Origin of the sequence: Streptomyces incarnatus (assembly GCF_001027185.1) — a bacterium.
GTDB lineage: Bacteria > Actinomycetota > Actinomycetes > Streptomycetales > Streptomycetaceae > Streptomyces > Streptomyces puniciscabiei.
The window spans coordinates 8,125,241-8,139,935 of the sequence record NZ_CP011497.1 but is presented as its reverse complement, the minus strand read 5'-3'; the positions used below and the strand labels follow the sequence as shown (position 1 = coordinate 8,139,935).

The window sequence follows — 14,695 nt, the reverse complement described above, 5'->3', positions numbered from 1 at the left end:
CGGAACGCACTCTTCTCACACCGCCGTGCCGTCTCACAGCGCCGTGTCGTCCCACTGGTCGAGCAGGATGTCGCCGACTCCCGCCGCTTCCGGAGCGGCGCCGCCGTGGAGGGGCTGTTCGGCCCAGATGACCTTTCCGGTGGGCGTGTAGCGGGTCCCCCAGCGTTCGGCCAACCGGGCGACCAGGAAGAGGCCGCGGCCGCCTTCGTCGGTGTCCTTCGCGCGGCGCAGCCGCGGCGAGGTGCTGCTGCCGTCGGAGACCTCGAAGATCAGGCTGCCCGCGCCGGGACCGCTGAGCGGCACCGTGCGCAGCAGCCGGACGGCGATGGGCTCGCCGCCGTAGCGGACGGCGTTGGTGATCAGCTCGCTGAGGACGAGTTCGGCGGTGAAGGTGACCTCCTCCAGGCCCCACTCCGTCAGCCGCCGGGCGCAGGCCGCGCGCACCGGGCCCACGGCCGCCGGGTCACGGGGCACGTCCCACTCGGCGACCTGATCCGGTCCGAGCCGGCAGGTGCGGGCCACCAGGAGGGCGATGTCGTCCCTCGGCCGGTCGGACAGCATGGCCTGCACCACCGCCGTGCACGTGGCCTCCGGCGTGCGGGCGGGCCCGGACAGGGCGTGGCGCAGGGCTTCCAGGCCGGCGTCCAGGTCCCGGGTGCGGTCCTCGATCAGCCCGTCGGTGAAGAGCACCAGCCGGGAGCCCTCGGGAACGGTGAGTTCGGCGGTCTCGACCGGCAGGCCGGCGCCGAGCCCCAGGGGTGGCGAGACGGGCAGCTGGAGCAGGTCCACGGTGCCGTCGGGCCGGACCACGGCCGGGCCCGGATGGCCGGCGGTGGCGAGGGCCAGCCGCCCGGAGGTGGGGTCGTAGACGGCGTACTGGCAGGTCGCCCCGGTGATCATCGACTGCCCGTCCTCGGCGGCGGCGATCTCCTCGGCGTCGATCTGGGCCACCAGCTCGTCCAGGCGGACCAGCAGCTCCTCCACCGGCAGGTCGAGGCCGGCGAAGTTGTGCACGGCGGTGCGCAGCCGGCCCATGGTCGCCGCGGCGTGCAGACCGTGGCCGACGACGTCGCCCACGACGAGGGCCACCCGGGTGCCGGACAGCGGGATGACGTCGAACCAGTCGCCGCCCACCCCGGCCTGGGCCGGCAGGTAGCGGTAGGCCACGTCGAGGGCGGACTGTTCGGGCAGCCCGCGCGGCAGCAGGCTGTGCTGCAGGGTGACGGCCATGGTGTGTTCGCGGGTGTAGCGGCGGGCGTTGTCGATGCACAGCGCCGCCCGGGCAGCGAGCTCCTCGCCGAAGGACACGTCCTCGTCCTCGAACGGCTGGGAGTCCTTCGCGCGCCAGAACTCCACCGCTCCCAGCACCACGCCGCGGGCTCGCAAGGGGACCACGAGCAGGGAGTGGATGCCGTGCTCGAGGATCCGCCGGGCCCGTTCGGGGTCCTGGGCCAGCCAGCCGCCGGAGGCGTTGAGGGCCCCGACCAGGAAGGGGCGGCCGTCGGCCAGCGCCATGGAGACGGGGTGGTCGGGGACGAACCGGATCAGTTTGCCGAGGGGGTTGAGGAGCCGGTCCGTGTCCAGACCGGCGACGGCGCTGCGGCGCAGCTCGGTGATCCCGTCGGCGGCACGGGAGCACTCCTCGCCGCGCAGGACCGGGTCCAGCAGTTCGACGGTGACGATGTCGGCGAACCGGGGCACCGCTACTTCGGCCAGTTCCTCGGCCGTGCGCTTCACATCGAGGGTGGTGCCGATCCGCAGCCCGGCGTCGTAGAGCAGCCTCAGCCGCTCGCGCGCCACCTCCGCCCGTCCGGCGACGATCCGCAGCTCGGTGGTGTCGCGGAGCGTGACCACGCTGCCGACCGGTCCGTGCGGTGCGGTGAGCCGCTTGTTGACCGCGAGCAGCCGGTCGCCCGCCAGGTAGACCTCGTCGGTGGCGGGGCGGTCGGAGACCAGCAGCGCGGTGAGGTCCTCGGCGAGCCCCAGATCGGTGACGCGGCGCTGCTCCGCGTCCGTCGGCAGGTCCAGCAGCCGCCGTGCCTCGTCGTTGGCCAGCAGCAGCCGGCGGCCGTCGCCGACGATCAGCACGCCTTCCCGCACGGCGTGCAGGACCGCGTCGTGGTGCTCGTACATCCGGGTCATCTCGGTGGCCCCCAGGCCATGGGTCTGCCGCCGCAACCGGCGGCTCACCAGGGCCGACCCGCCCGCGGCGACGACGAGGGCGGTCGCGGCGCCGCCGAAGAGGACCGGCAGCTGCCGGTTCACCCGGTGCTGCACCGACTCCACGGTGACGGGCACGGAGACGATGGCGATGACCGAGCCGTCGGGGGCCCTGACCGGGACCGCCGAGACCACGGAGAGCCCCAGGGACCCCTGGAAGGTGCTGGTGAAGGGCTTGCCGGTCGCCGCCTGTGCGTAGGGTCCGATGACGCGTTTCCCGATCTGGTGCGGGTCGCTGTGGGTGAGGGTGATCCCGTTCAGCCCGTACACGATGATGGCGTCGACGCCCGCGGCCTTGCGGGCCGCCTGGGCGTGCGGCTGCAGCGCCGCGGTCGGGTGCGCGCTCTTCAGGGCCGACACGATCCCGGGGGAGTTCGCGAACGCCTGCGCCGTGGTGAGGGTCCGGTGGCGGGCGTCCGCCATGATGTCGCGTCGCGCCTGCACCACGAGCGCCACCAGGGTGGCGGCGACGATCAGCACCACGACGGCGAGCTGCAGCAGGAAGACCTGGCCGGCGAGGCTGTGCACGCTCAGCAGCGACCGCCACGACTCTCCCCCGCGACGGGGCCGATCCGGCTCGTGGGTGCTCCTGGAGACATCAGGCGCACCACGCCCGGATCGACCCGATTCTTCGCTCACATCACCTTTCTATCGTTTCTCGGGCGCCACAACGAGGCGACCGGGACCGGCGGCGTCAGGAATCCGCGAGCGGCGGGGCGGTCGTCCCCCTCACCTCCAGGAACGGGGTGGCGAGGTCGACCTCGCCCGGGCGGTCCGGCTCGTCGATCCGGTCGAGCAGCCGCTGCGCGGCGCGTCGGCCCACGTCATGGCTGGCGTTGTCCACGGTGGTCAGCCACAGATGGCGCAGGCGGGCGAGATAGGTGTTGTCGTACCCGACCAGGGAGAGGTCGCGGGGTACCCGCAGACCGGTCTCCTCGGCGGCGGAGAGGGCGCCGACGCAGGTCATGTCGTTGACCGCGAAGACGGCGGTCGGGCGCTGCGGGCGGCTCAGCAGCCGGACGGCCGCGCGGTACCCGCCCTCCTCGGTGAGGTCGCCCTGTTCCACGACCGCGGTGCCGGCGAGGCCGTGCTCGCGCATGGTGGCCTCGAAGCTGCGCCGGCGCAGCTCGCCGACCGCGCCATGACCGGCGATGTGGGCGATGTGCCGGTGACCGAGGCCGATGAGGTGCTCGGTGGCCAGGCGGGCTCCGTGCTCGTCGTCATTGGCGACGATGTCCACGCCGGGCAGCACCGGTTCCCGGGCGCCGGCGACGACCGTGGGCACCCGTCCGGCGGCGGTGCGCAGGGCCTGGGGATCCTGGAGCGTGCCGACGGCGATCAGGCCGTCGACGCGGAGTTCGGTGAAGGTCCGGGTGAGGTCCTCGCCGAGGCGCCGGTTGAGGTGGCCGTCGGCCAGCAGCATGTGCAGGCCGTTGTCGTACAGCCGCGTGTTCAGGCCGTCGAGCAGTTCCACGAACCAGGGATTGCGCAGGTCGTCGAGCAGCACGCCCACCGTGCGGGTGCGCCGCTCGCTCAGGCTGCGCGCGGCCGCGTTGGGCCGGTAACCGAGCGCTTCGACCGCCGCGAGGACGGCCTCGCGCTTCTCCGGCCGGACCCCTTCGGAGCCCCGCAGCACGAGCGAGACCAGGGACTTGGACACGCCGGCCCGCTCGGCGACGTCACGGATGGTCGGATTGCCCATGGCATGGACCGTTCCACAGGCCACACGCCGCTGTAAAGACCCTTGACACCGGGGAGAAGCGGGATCCACGCTGGGCGCGCAAGCTCTGGAACGGTCCAAAGAAGGGCGCTCATGGTGAATACGCTCGGCGTCGCCGTCGTGGGATTCGGCTGGATGGGACGGGTGCACACCCAGGCGTACGCCCGTCTGCCGCACCACTTCCCCCAGCTGTCCGTGCGGCCGCACCTGCTCACCGTCGCGGACGAGGTGCCGGGCCGGGCCGAGGAGGCCGCCGGGCTGTACGGGTTCGCCGCCGCGACGCGGGACTGGCGGGAGGTGGCCGCCGATCCGCGCGTCCAGGCGGTCAGCATCACCGCCCCGAACTTCCTACACCGCGAGATCGGCGTGGCGATGGCCGAGGCCGGCAAGCACATCTGGATCGAGAAGCCGGTCGGGCTCACGGCCGACGACGCCCGGGCGGTCGCCGACGCGGTCACCAAGGCCGGTGTGCAGGGCGCCGTCGGCTTCAACTACCGCAACGCGCCCGCCGTCGAGGCCGCCCGCGAGCTGATCGCCTCCGGTGAGATCGGCACGGTCACCCATGCCCGCGTCCGCCTCTTCAGCGACTACGCCGCCCACCCGGACGGCGCCCTGACCTGGCGCTACGAGCGCGCCCGCGGCGGCAGCGGCGTGCTGGGCGACCTCGCCTCGCACGGCGTCGACCTGGCCCGCTTCCTGCTCGGCGACATCGCGTCGCTCATCGCCGACACCGCGGTCTTCCTCCCCGAACGCGCCCGGCCGGCCGGCGCCACCGCCGGCCACACCCTCGCCACCGGCGGCGAGCCCGGGCCGGTCGAGAACGAGGACTACGTCAACTGCCTGCTGCGCTTCGCCTCCGGTGCCCGCGGCGTGCTGGAGGCCTGTCGCGTGTCGGTCGGCGAGCAGAACAACTACGGCTTCGAGGTGCACGGCACCAGGGGCGCCGTCTTCTGGGACTTCCGCCGCATGGGCGAACTCGCCGTCAGCCGCGGCACGACCTACCAGGACCAGCCGGTCAGCACGGTGTACGTCGGCCCCGGCCACGGCGAGTACGGCGCGTTCCAGCCGGGCGCGGCCACCAGCATGGGTTACGACGACCTCAAGGTCATCGAGGCGTACCGGTTCCTGCGCTCCGTCACCGAGGGCACCCCCGTCGGCACCACGCTCAGCGATGCCATGGCCAGTGCGGTTGCGCTGGAGGCGATGGAACGCTCGGCCGAGCGGGGCACGTGGGTGAGCCTGGCGTGAGCACCGGACGCATCGGGGTCGTCGGCGCGGGCACCATGGGCCCCGACCACGTGCACACGCTGCACCACTGAGTGTCCGGCGCAGAGGTCGTGAGCGTCGCCGACGTCGACGAGCAACGGGCCGCCCGCGCCGCCGCGGTGCCCGGAGCCCGGGCGACCGGCGACGGCCAGGCGCTGATCGCCGACCCGGACTTCGACGCCGTCGTCATCGCCTCGCACGACACGACCCACGCGGACCTCGCCGTCGCCGCACTCCGCGTCATGGACGACATCCGCCGACTGTGCGGCGCCGCCTTCCCGCGTGCGCTATAGGTAGCCCATGGTGTGGTTGCTGGTGACAGCGGGAGTGCTCGTGGCGTCGCTCGTCACCATGGCACGCGAACTGCGACAGAACGTGATGCTCCGGCAGGTCCGGCCCACGGCGCTCGAGCTGTCGGCCGAGGTGATCGGCAACAGGGCCACGCGGAGCGGGAAGCCGGGCGCGTACTTCCTGACGCCGGTCGTCCGCTACCACATCGACGGCAAGCGCTACGAGGCCGAGATCGCCAACGCCTCCTTCGGCCGCCCCGCCGAGACCGGCTCCTCGATGACCGTCCTCGTGTCCCCCGGCCATCCCTACAGCCCGATGGACCCCTACGGCGGCCTGGGCGCCACACTCCGCGGTGCGATCGTCACCGCCGTACTGAGCGCCCTGCTCCTCGGCTGGCAGATTGCCCTGCAGTAAGCGTTTCCGACGGCTTCCGCTGCCGGAACCGCGCGATGGCCCGGGGCGTCCCCGTCCGCATGACCGGTACATCGATTGCGTCGATCGGAATCCGCCCGGCTCGTCCCGAGGAGGCCCGGGCCCTGGCCGTGCTCCACACCCGCACGCGGACGGCGTACTACACGGCGGGCGGCCTGCCCGCGACGGAGCTGGACGGCGCGGAGCGGATCCTCCCCTACTGGGAGCGTGCGGTTGCCGAGGGCCGGGCGCTGGTCGCCGCCACGTCCGAGGGCCGTGTGGCCGGTTTCCTGATGACCGGCCCGCCGAAGTTCGACGACGTCGATGCCGCGTCGGTGCGGGAGCTGCAGCAGATCGGCGTCGAGCCGGGCGGCTGGGGACGCGGTGTCGGCGGCCTGCTGCACGAGGCGTTCGTGCGGCGGCTGCACGCGGACGGGCTCACCGACGGGGTGCTGGAGTGCTGGGAGGCCAACGCGCGGGCGCAGGCGTTCTACGCCCGGCACGGCTGGCGTCCGGACGGCTCCCGCCGCCCCGGCCCGCTCGGGCGCGACTACGTCCGGCTGCGGGTCACCGTCCCTCTCTGATCGACGTGACACCGTGGGCTCCAGCCGAGCGGGAGGCCGGCGAGCGGGTGGAAGCGGTGGATTCGCCATAGGATCCGAACCGTGGCAGATGTTCCGGATCGGTTGATCAAGCTGGAACGAACCGCCGAGGAGGAGCGCGCGAAACTCGCGGGCCTCACCGGCGGCGAATACGACGCACAGCTGCGCCGCTGGCGCGAGGCGTCCGAAGCCGTGCAGGCCGCCATCGCCGCGCACGCCGCAGCGACCGGGTCCAGCCCGCACGAGGTCGAACAGGCGGTGAAGAAGGCTGTGCGGTGCAGCCAGGAGGACCCGGCCGTGGAGTAGCGGCGCGCGGACCGCGCCCGGCGGACGGGGGAACGTTCCTGACCGGGGTCGAGCAGACAACGCGGGCTCGTTCAGCGATGCTGGACAAGGGTGGCACCCCTCCATGCGACAAGGAGCACGGCATGCCCACAGATCCGGTCGTACGATTCCTGGCAGCCCTGGACCCCGATCACCGGGACACTGTCGGTGCCAAACCGCGCCAGGAGCAGGAACAGCTCGCAGCGGCCTGGGAACGGGAACTGGAATCCGACGACGAGCTCGACACCCTCGACGAGCTGTCCCCGCCCGCCGCGGAGGCCGAGGCCGCCCGCCGCGTCCTGGCCCGCGGAAGCGGCTAGAAACCGGTGCGTTGCCTTCGTTCGCTCACCGAGCTGACAACGGCGCAGACGACGGCGGTCGTGGCGAAGCTGCCGATCATGACCAGCCCCACCCCGATGACGAAGAGTCCGCTGGAGTCGTCCGACCAGTCGTAGTAGGTGGCGAGGGTGAGGCCGGCCGTCGGGCCCAGCACGGTGGCGACGAGGTGGCGCCGGGATGCCGCCCAGGACACCGGCACGAGCAGGGTGACCACCAGCCCGATCACCTGCCACGCCTCGTACGGGCCGGTCGTGGAGCCGTCGGCGTGCACGTCGCGGTGCTGGTCCCAGCCCAGCCATGCGGCCCACGCGGCAACGGACACCCCCGCGAGCAGGAGGAACGGCAGCAGAGGGGCAACGGGTCTCGTCAGTCCTTGGCGCATGTCCCGAGCGTGCCGGCCGGCGCCGCCTGCCGGGCAGAGCGCAGGTACTCACCTCCGGCTGAGTACCTGAGGACGGCGCGGCGCCGTGGGACAAGGTCCGGTGACCGGCGTGGCGCCGGCCCCCACCTCGGTCAGCGGCGCACGCGTGCCCCGGGCGCCGGCCCGAGCGCCCGGCCGAGGACGGCGAGCTTCTCAAGCTGTGTGACGGTGCACTCCGCGTCCATCGGCTTTCCCGCCGGCCGGCCCCGGTCAGGCGTAGAACCGGGACAGGCTCTGCAGAACCGCGGCGGGCTTGGTGGCGCCTTCCACCTCGATCGTGCCGTCGACGGTGATCTGGACGCCGCCGGGCACCTCTTCGACCGAGGTGAGCCGGGCGGCCAGCCGGATGCGGGATCCTACCTTCACCGGCGCGGGGAACCGCACCTTGTTCAGACCGTAGTTGACCTTGGTGGTCACGCCCTGCACGTCCAGCAGTTCGGTGAACAGCGGGATGAACAGGGACAGGGTGAGGTAGCCGTGCGCGATCGGCGCGCCGAAGGGGCCCTGGGCCGCGCGCTCGGGGTCGGTGTGGATCCACTGGTGGTCGCCGGTGGCGTCGGCGAAGGTGTCGATGCGTTCCTGGGTGACCTCGATCCACTCGCTGGTGCCGAGGTCGCTGCCGGCGAGCTTCTTCAGTTCGTCCAGGCCGTTGACGGTGATGCTCATAACTCGCCTTTCTGATCAGGGCGTTGGGGTGCCGTAGCGGTTGCGCACCCGGGACTTGAGGAGCTTTCCGGAGGCGGTGCGCGGGAGTTCGTCCGTGACCACCACCGACTTGGGGATCTTGTACTTGGCGAGCCGCCCGGACAGCGCGGCCAGCACCTCGTCCGGGTCGAGTCCGGCTCCCGGGGCGGGGACGACGACCGCGCGGGGCACCTCGCCCCACTTGTCGTCCGGGACACCGATCACCGCGCACTCGGCTATGCCGGGGTGGGCGAGGAGGATGTCCTCGATCTCGGCGGGGTAGATGTTCTCGCCACCGGAGATGATCATGTCCTTGATCCGGTCGACGACGTACACATAACCGTCCTCGTCGACCCGCGCCGCGTCCCCGCTGCGGAACCAGCCGTCCGCGAAGGCGGCCTCGGTCTCCTCGGGCAGCCCCCAGTAGCCGGGCATGACATGCGGGCCGCGCACCACGATCTCGCCGGTCTCGCCGGCGTCGACCGGGGTGAGGTCGGGCCGTACGACCCGTACGTCGCTGAAGAAGTGCGGTACGCCCGCCGAGCCCGCCTTGTCGACCGCGTGCTCGGCGTCCAGGAAGAGCGTGCCGGGCGCGGCCTCCGTCATGCCGTACCCCTGGAGGAAGGTGAGCCCGCGCTGCTGGTAGACGGCGATGAGGGGGGTCGGCACGGGTGATCCGCCGCAGGTGAGGATGCGCAGGGACGACAGGTCGGCGCCCGCCCAGCGGGGGTGCCGGGCGACCTGGTCGAACATCGCCGGCACCCCGAACATGAAGGTGATCCGGTGACGTTCGATCAGATCGAGGGTGGTCCCCGGGTCGAAGGCCTCCACCAGGACGCAGGTGCCGCCCTTGAGCAGCACCGGCAGGGCCAGCATGTTGAGGCCGGCGGTGTGGAACAGCGGTGCGGAGACCAGGGCGCGTTCGTCGGCGATCAGGTCGTGGTCGACCAGGACGTTGACGGCGTTCCAGGTGAGGTTGCCGTGGGTGAGCATCGCGCCCTTGGGGCGGCCGGTGGTCCCGGAGGTGTACATGATGATGCAGGTGTCGTCGGGGCCGACCGGTTCGTCGATCGGCTCCTGCGACGCGGACGCCAGGGCCTGTTCGTACGCGTCGCCGATCTCGAGGAAGGTCCGTACGTCCGTCTCGCCCGGCAGTCCCGCGACGAGCCCGGCGTGCGCGGGACCGTGGATCAGGGCCTTGGCGCCGGAGTCGGCGAGCTGGAAGGCGATCTCGGGGCCGGCGAGGCGGGTGTTGAGGGGGACGAAGACGGCGCCCAGGGTACCGGCGGCGAACAGGGTCTCCAGGTAGGCGGGGTGGTTGGGGCCGAGGTGGGCGATGCGGTCGCCGCGCCTGACGCCCCGGGCGCGCAGGGCGTGGGCGAGGCGGGTGACGCGTGTGTGCAGGGTGCGGTAGTCGGTCGACCGCTCGCCGTGGATCAGGGCGGTGCGGTGCGGGGTCTTGCGGGCCCGGCGTGCGGGCCACGACCCCAGTCCCTCGTTGCGCATCTGACACCCCTTACGGTTTCGTCAGCCCGAGCAGCCGGGCCGCGTTCTCCTTGAGGATCTTCGGCCTGACCTCGTCCTTGACGGACAGCTTCGCGAAGTCGGCCAGCCATCGGTCCGGGGTGAGCACCGGGAAGTCGGAGCCGAACAGGACCTTGTCCTGGAGCAGTGTGTTGGCGTACTGCACCAGCTGCGGCGGGAAGTACTTCGGCGACCAGCCGGAGAGGTCGATGTGCACGCCGGGCTTGTGGGTCGCCACCGCCAGGGCCTCGTCCTGCCAGGGGAACGACGGGTGCGCCAGGATGATCTTCAGGTGCGGGAAGTCGGCGGCCACGTCGTCCACGTGGAGCGGGTTGGAGTACTTCAGGCGGATGCCGCCCCCGCCGGGGACGCCGGCGCCGATGCCGGTCTGGCCGGTGTGGAAGAGCGCGATGGTGCCGGTCTCCTCGATGACCTCGTACAGGCCGTACGCCACCGAGCGGTCGTCGGGGAAGAAGCCCTGGATGCTGGGGTGGAACTTGAAGCCCTTCACCCCGTACTCCTCGACCAGCCGCCGGGCCTGCCGCACGCCCGCCTTGCCGCGGAAGGGGTCGATGGAGGCGAACGGGATCAGCACGTCCGCGTTCGCGGCGGCGGCTTCGGCGACCTCCTCGTTGGGGACGGGCTCGGTGCCGGTCGCGGACTGGGCGTCCACCGTGAAAATGACGGCGGCCATCCGCCGCTCGCGGTAGTACGCGGCGGTCTCCTCCAGGGTGGGCTTCCGCTTGCCCTCGACCTTGAAGTAGGCGGAGGAGGCCTCGTGCAGGTCGTCGTCCAGGGAGGAGTGGCCCTTGCCGGACACCTCCGCGTGGGTGTGGACGTCGATCGCGACCAGGTCGTCAGGCCTCAGTGCGGGCGCCATCACGCCTCCGGGAACTTCGGCGCGGGGATGCCCACGGTCTGCGGCTCGGCGCCGACCGAGGTGGGCCAGGCGTCGGCCAGGGAGTCGGGGGTCCAGCCCCCGTCGGCGTACGCGGTCCTGATCTCCTGTGGATGCGACCACAGCGCCACCTTGTCGCCGCCGATGCCGATGCACTGGCCGGTGATGCCGCGGGCGGCCTCGGAGGCCAGGAAGGGCACGAGCGCCGCGCAGTCCTCGGGGGTGCCGAAGCCCTCGCCCTTGCGCAGGAACGCCGGCAGCGGTGCGCCGTCGCGCATGGCCTCGATGTACGGGGCGAAGGCGGGGATGGTCTCGGTCATCGCGGTCGCGGCGACCGGCACGATCGCGTTGACGGTGATGTGCGCGCGGGCCAGTTCCATGGACCAGGTGCGGGCCATGGCGGCGATGCCGGCCTTGGCGGCGGCGTAGTTGGTCTGGCCGAAGTTGCCGCGCTGCCCTGCCGGGGAGCCGACGAGGACGAGGGTGCCGCCCTCGCCCTGCTCGCGCATGCGGACGGCGGCGGCGCGGGCGCAGGTGAAGGTGCCCCTCAGATGGGTGGTGAGCACCGCGTCGAAGTCGTCGTCGGTCATCTTCCACAGCACCTTGTCGCGCAGGATGCCCGCGTTGGTGACCAGGACGTCCAGCCGGCCGAACTCTGCGACGGCACGGTTGACCAGCCGGTCGGCGGCCTCGGCCGTGCCGACCGGGACCACTTCGGCCACGGCGGTGCCACCGGCCTCGGTGATGGACTTGACGGCCTGCTCGGCCACGGCTTCGTCGATGTCGTTGACGACCACGGACGCGCCGTGGGCGGCGAGGGCGTGCGCATAGGCGAGGCCGAGGCCCCGGCCGCTTCCGGTGACGACGGCGGCCTTGCCGGTCAGATCGATGGTGGACACGAGCGGTCCCTTCGCATGGGGTGGGTCGTGAGGAGATCGAAGCTAAGAGCAATAATTGTTGCCGTCAATAGTTGTTGTCGACGTTCCGAGTGCGTCATGCTGGACTCCCCGCCACAGCGACACAGGGAGCCCGCCATCGCCCGCCAGCACACCGAGAAGCCGACCCCGATCGACGCGGACGAGCCGTGGATGCGAGCGCTGCACGCGGACACGGGCTACCTGCTGTACCGGCTGGGCCTGCGCTCGGGTCAGTTGTTCAACACGTTCCTGCAGGAGTCGGGGCTGCGACTGCGGCACTATGCCGTGCTGCGCCTGCTCGCCACCTGCGAGGGCGCACTGCAGCGCGAGCTCAGCGCCCGGCTCGGTTACGACCCCAGCGCGATCGTCGGCCTGGTGGACGACCTGGAGAAGCTGGGGTTCGCCGAGCGCCGCCCCGCCCCCGAGGACCGCCGCAGCCGCATCGTCGTACTGACCGGAAAAGGGCGGGAGTTCCTCCGCGACACGGACCAGGCGGGCCGGCGAGTGACCGACGAACTGCTCACCCCGCTCGCCCCCGAAGAGCGGGAGACGCTGCACGGCCTCCTGCTCCGCGCCGCCGGCAACGGTCTCACCTGACGCCGCGGTCACCGCGTGTCCGCGGGGGGACGCGGCCTCGTAATGTATCCACGTGACCGGTCCCGCCCCCCGCCCCCAGTCCCTCCTGCTCAGCTTCCTCGGTGACGAGGTGCTGGGCCGCGGGGTGTGTGTGTACACGGGGAGCGTCATCGAGGTGTTCCGGCGCGCCGGCGTCGGCGAGCAGGCCACCCGGTCCACGCTCACCCGCATGGTCGGCCGCGGTCTGCTGAGCCGCCGGCGCGAGGGCCGGCGCACCTATGTCGGCCTCACCGACCGCTCGGAGGCGATCCTGCGCGACGGCGAGCGGCGCATCTGGAAGGCGGGCGCGGTCAACCGGGACTGGGACGGCACCTGGACCCTGCTCGGCTTCTCGCTGCCGGAGTCGTGGCAGCGCCAGCGGCACGACCTGCGCTCCCAGTTGACCTGGGCGGGCTTCGGCGCGCTGTTCAGCGGGCTGTGGATCGCGCCGGGCGAGATCGACGTCTCCGGGATCGTCGCCGAGCTGGGCCTGGCAGCACATGTGAAGGTCTTCCGGGCGCACGCGGACGCCGGCATGGACCTCGCCCAGATGATCGACGACACCTGGGATCTGGCCGAACTGGCCGCTCATTACCGGGAGTTCGAGCACTCCTGGCGGTTGTACGCGTCGGGTGGCGCGGACCTGGCCGCCGAGGACGCGCTCGCGCTGCGCCTCCGGCTGACCGCCGAGTGGCTCCAGGTCATCCGCGCCGACCCCCGGTTGCCCGTACGGCACCTGCCCGCGGACTGGCCGGCGGCCGCGGCGGAGAAGACGTTCCGCACGGCCCACGCCCTGCTGGAAGCGCCCGCCCGGGATGCGGCGCGCCGGGTGATCGAGACGATTCCGGCGCCGTAGCGCCGTTCGCGGGCCACCCACCTCGACGCGCTCCCGCCCGAAGCGATGTTGTGCATTCTCTTGACCCCCGCAAGAAAGCAGCCCTACATTCCTGCACACCTTCGCTCAGCGCCTTCCCACCTTCGTTCAGTGCACTGAGCATCTTCCAGGTCTCCGCTCCGCAGCCGCCCACAAGGAGCCACCTCCATGCCTGCCAGCACCCGCCCCCGAACTCCCCGCAGCCGCCTGCGCATCGTCCTGGCCACCCTGGCCACGCTGGCGTCCGCCGCGCTCGCGACCATCCCCGCGCCCGCCGCCCAGGCGGACACGCCGGCCACCGGCCACCTCACCGGCACCCTCCCCGACGGTGCCACCTGGACCGCGGACGTCCCCGCCCACTGGAACGGCACCCTGCTGCTGTTCAGCCACGGCTTCGGTCCGACCGTCGCCAAGGACGCCCCCTCCGACGCCGTACGCACCGAACTGCTCGCCGAGGGCTATGCGACGGCCGGGTCGTCGTACGACCCCCACGGCTCGATGTGGGCCCTGAACAGCGCCGAACGCGACCAGTTCGCGACCCTCGGCGCCGTCACCGCGAAGATCGGTGCCCCGCGCCGCACCCTGGCCGTCGGCCAGTCCATGGGCGGGCTCGTCAACGCGCAGATCGCCCGCGACGGCGCCGGCCGCGTCGACGGCGCGCTCGGCCTGTGCGGCCTGGTCGCGGGCGGCACCGACCTGGACAACTACCAGTTGGACGCCGAGTACAGCATCGCCCGGCTGCTCCTGCCCGGGCAGGACGTCGGCCTGGTGCGCTTCGGCTCCGCCGACGCCGCGGCCGCCACCGCCAAGCAGCTCACCGACGCCGTCACCGCCGCCCAGACCACCCCGCAGGGCCGCGCCCGGATCGCGCTGGCCGCGGCCTTCCTCAACCTGCCCGCCTGGGCGCCCGGACAGGACCGGCCCGCACCGACCGACTGGGCGGGCCAGGAGGAGCAGCAGTACGCGTGGTTCGCCCAGGGCATCCTGTCGTTCGTCGAGGGCGGCCGGTACGCCGTCGAGCAGTCGGCCGACGGCAACAACTCCTGGAACCAGGGCGTGGACTACGCCCGTCTGCTCGCCGGATCCGTCCACGCACCCCAGGTCCGCGCGCTGTACCGGACGGCCGGCCTCGATCTGGGCGCCGACCTGGCGTCGCTGACCCGGGGCGCCTCGATCACCGCCGACCCCGCCGCGGTCCGTGCCGCGCAGCGCACCTCCTCCGCCGGGCAGGGCCTCGGCGTACCGCTGCTGGACGTGCACACCGTCGCCGACAACCTGGTCCCGGTCGAACAGGAGCGGCGGTTCGGCGACCGGGTGCGCGCGGCCGGGGACGGGCCGCTGCTGCGGCAGGCCTACGTCGAGCGGCAGGGCCACTGCACGTTCACCACCGCCGAGACCGTGGCGGCCCTGCACGCGCTGGAACACCGCGTCTCGTCCGGCCACTGGGACGACGCCGCGACCCCGGCCGCGCTCCAGCGGTCCGCCACCGCGCTCGGGCTGGACGGGGCGGCGTACGTCCCCTACCGCCCGGCACGCCTGACGGTCGGCCGCGACCGCACGGCCCACCCCATCCACCACTGACACCGGGA

At 72.5% G+C, this 14,695-nt stretch carries 16 protein-coding genes; 9 read left to right on the top strand and 7 right to left on the bottom strand.

Annotated elements, in window-relative coordinates; translation table 11 throughout:
• Window positions 1-33 precede the first annotated feature (33 nt).
• Both ABB07_RS37170 and ABB07_RS37165 read right to left on the bottom strand, forming a co-directional pair.
• Window positions 34-2,748 carry a SpoIIE family protein phosphatase gene (locus ABB07_RS37170; RefSeq protein ID WP_208902833.1) on the bottom strand — a complete coding sequence of 905 codons (2,715 nt, stop codon included), beginning with the start codon at window positions 2,746-2,748 and terminating at the stop codon, window positions 34-36.
• Window positions 2,749-2,914: 166 nt separating this feature from the next.
• A complete protein-coding gene (locus ABB07_RS37165) occupies window positions 2,915-3,922 on the bottom strand; it encodes a LacI family DNA-binding transcriptional regulator (RefSeq protein WP_208902832.1) in 1,008 nt (335 codons plus the stop codon).
• A 111-nt stretch (window positions 3,923-4,033) separates the two neighbouring features.
• Here ABB07_RS37165 and ABB07_RS37160 point away from each other — a divergent pair, with 111 nt between their 5' ends.
• The 6 genes from ABB07_RS37160 to ABB07_RS37135 all read left to right on the top strand — a co-directional run bounded on the left by ABB07_RS37160 (window position 4,034) and on the right by ABB07_RS37135 (window position 7,154).
• Window positions 4,034-5,188 (top strand): Gfo/Idh/MocA family protein, encoded by a 1,155-nt coding sequence (locus ABB07_RS37160; protein ID WP_208902831.1) that lies wholly within the window; start codon window positions 4,034-4,036, stop codon window positions 5,186-5,188.
• Between the two features lie 89 nt (window positions 5,189-5,277).
• Window positions 5,278-5,499 (top strand): Gfo/Idh/MocA family oxidoreductase, encoded by a 222-nt coding sequence (locus ABB07_RS37155; protein WP_244189650.1) that lies wholly within the window; start codon window positions 5,278-5,280, stop codon window positions 5,497-5,499.
• Window positions 5,500-5,539: 40 nt separating this feature from the next.
• Window positions 5,540-5,911 carry a DUF3592 domain-containing protein gene (locus tag ABB07_RS37150; protein WP_208902830.1) on the top strand — a complete coding sequence of 124 codons (372 nt, stop codon included), beginning with the start codon at window positions 5,540-5,542 and terminating at the stop codon, window positions 5,909-5,911.
• 59 nt (window positions 5,912-5,970) lie between these two features.
• Window positions 5,971-6,492 carry a GNAT family N-acetyltransferase gene (locus ABB07_RS37145; RefSeq protein ID WP_244189649.1) on the top strand — a complete coding sequence of 174 codons (522 nt, stop codon included), beginning with the start codon at window positions 5,971-5,973 and terminating at the stop codon, window positions 6,490-6,492.
• A gap of 81 nt (window positions 6,493-6,573) precedes the next feature.
• Window positions 6,574-6,816, top strand: coding sequence for a hypothetical protein (locus ABB07_RS37140; protein WP_244189648.1), 243 nt, complete (start codon window positions 6,574-6,576; stop codon window positions 6,814-6,816).
• 122 nt (window positions 6,817-6,938) lie between these two features.
• Complete coding sequence (locus tag ABB07_RS37135) at window positions 6,939-7,154, top strand: hypothetical protein (protein WP_208902829.1); 216 nt, start codon at window positions 6,939-6,941, stop codon at window positions 7,152-7,154.
• Here the strand turns inward: ABB07_RS37135 and ABB07_RS37130 are convergent.
• From ABB07_RS37130 to ABB07_RS37110, 5 genes are all read right to left on the bottom strand, one after another.
• Entirely contained in the window at window positions 7,151-7,555 is a 405-nt protein-coding gene (locus tag ABB07_RS37130) for a hypothetical protein (RefSeq protein ID WP_208902828.1), read from the bottom strand. The two genes, ABB07_RS37135 and ABB07_RS37130, sit on opposite strands and share 4 nt — an antisense overlap.
• A gap of 249 nt (window positions 7,556-7,804) precedes the next feature.
• Complete coding sequence (locus ABB07_RS37125; protein ID WP_208902827.1) at window positions 7,805-8,260, bottom strand: MaoC family dehydratase; 456 nt, start codon at window positions 8,258-8,260, stop codon at window positions 7,805-7,807.
• A gap of 15 nt (window positions 8,261-8,275) precedes the next feature.
• Window positions 8,276-9,784 carry an acyl-CoA synthetase gene (locus tag ABB07_RS37120; RefSeq protein WP_208902826.1) on the bottom strand — a complete coding sequence of 503 codons (1,509 nt, stop codon included), beginning with the start codon at window positions 9,782-9,784 and terminating at the stop codon, window positions 8,276-8,278.
• A 10-nt stretch (window positions 9,785-9,794) separates the two neighbouring features.
• Window positions 9,795-10,682, bottom strand: a complete 888-nt coding sequence (locus ABB07_RS37115) for an amidohydrolase family protein (protein ID WP_208902825.1) — start codon at window positions 10,680-10,682, stop codon at window positions 9,795-9,797.
• Complete coding sequence (locus tag ABB07_RS37110; RefSeq protein WP_208902824.1) at window positions 10,682-11,599, bottom strand: SDR family NAD(P)-dependent oxidoreductase; 918 nt, start codon at window positions 11,597-11,599, stop codon at window positions 10,682-10,684. The genes ABB07_RS37115 and ABB07_RS37110 overlap by 1 nt, the downstream gene beginning before the upstream one ends.
• A gap of 96 nt (window positions 11,600-11,695) precedes the next feature.
• Here ABB07_RS37110 and ABB07_RS37105 point away from each other — a divergent pair, with 96 nt between their 5' ends.
• The 3 genes from ABB07_RS37105 to ABB07_RS37095 all read left to right on the top strand — a co-directional run bounded on the left by ABB07_RS37105 (window position 11,696) and on the right by ABB07_RS37095 (window position 14,687).
• Entirely contained in the window at window positions 11,696-12,214 is a 519-nt protein-coding gene (locus ABB07_RS37105; protein WP_244189647.1) for a MarR family winged helix-turn-helix transcriptional regulator, read from the top strand.
• Between the two features lie 46 nt (window positions 12,215-12,260).
• Complete coding sequence (locus ABB07_RS37100) at window positions 12,261-13,088, top strand: PaaX family transcriptional regulator (RefSeq protein WP_425264834.1); 828 nt, start codon at window positions 12,261-12,263, stop codon at window positions 13,086-13,088.
• Window positions 13,089-13,274: 186 nt separating this feature from the next.
• The gene (locus ABB07_RS37095; protein ID WP_208902822.1) at window positions 13,275-14,687 is read left to right on the top strand and encodes an alpha/beta hydrolase; all 1,413 of its coding nucleotides are present in this window, start codon (window positions 13,275-13,277) and stop codon (window positions 14,685-14,687) included.
• Window positions 14,688-14,695 lie beyond the last annotated feature (8 nt).

What these genes read in the sequence shown, in the direction of transcription:
- ABB07_RS37165 (WP_208902832.1), bottom strand. Translation starts at nt 3,922, where the DNA reads ATGGGCAATCCGACCATCCGTGACGTCGCCGAGCGGGCCGGCGTGTCC.
- ABB07_RS37160 (WP_208902831.1), top strand. Translation starts at nt 4,034, where the DNA reads ATGGTGAATACGCTCGGCGTCGCCGTCGTGGGATTCGGCTGGATGGGA.
- ABB07_RS37145 (WP_244189649.1), top strand. Translation starts at nt 5,971, where the DNA reads ATGACCGGTACATCGATTGCGTCGATCGGAATCCGCCCGGCTCGTCCC.
- ABB07_RS37135 (WP_208902829.1), top strand. Translation starts at nt 6,939, where the DNA reads ATGCCCACAGATCCGGTCGTACGATTCCTGGCAGCCCTGGACCCCGAT.
- ABB07_RS37130 (WP_208902828.1), bottom strand. Translation starts at nt 7,555, where the DNA reads ATGCGCCAAGGACTGACGAGACCCGTTGCCCCTCTGCTGCCGTTCCTC.
- ABB07_RS37125 (WP_208902827.1), bottom strand. Translation starts at nt 8,260, where the DNA reads ATGAGCATCACCGTCAACGGCCTGGACGAACTGAAGAAGCTCGCCGGC.
- ABB07_RS37120 (WP_208902826.1), bottom strand. Translation starts at nt 9,784, where the DNA reads ATGCGCAACGAGGGACTGGGGTCGTGGCCCGCACGCCGGGCCCGCAAG.
- ABB07_RS37115 (WP_208902825.1), bottom strand. Translation starts at nt 10,682, where the DNA reads ATGGCGCCCGCACTGAGGCCTGACGACCTGGTCGCGATCGACGTCCAC.
- ABB07_RS37105 (WP_244189647.1), top strand. Translation starts at nt 11,696, where the DNA reads ATGCTGGACTCCCCGCCACAGCGACACAGGGAGCCCGCCATCGCCCGC.
- ABB07_RS37095 (WP_208902822.1), top strand. Translation starts at nt 13,275, where the DNA reads ATGCCTGCCAGCACCCGCCCCCGAACTCCCCGCAGCCGCCTGCGCATC.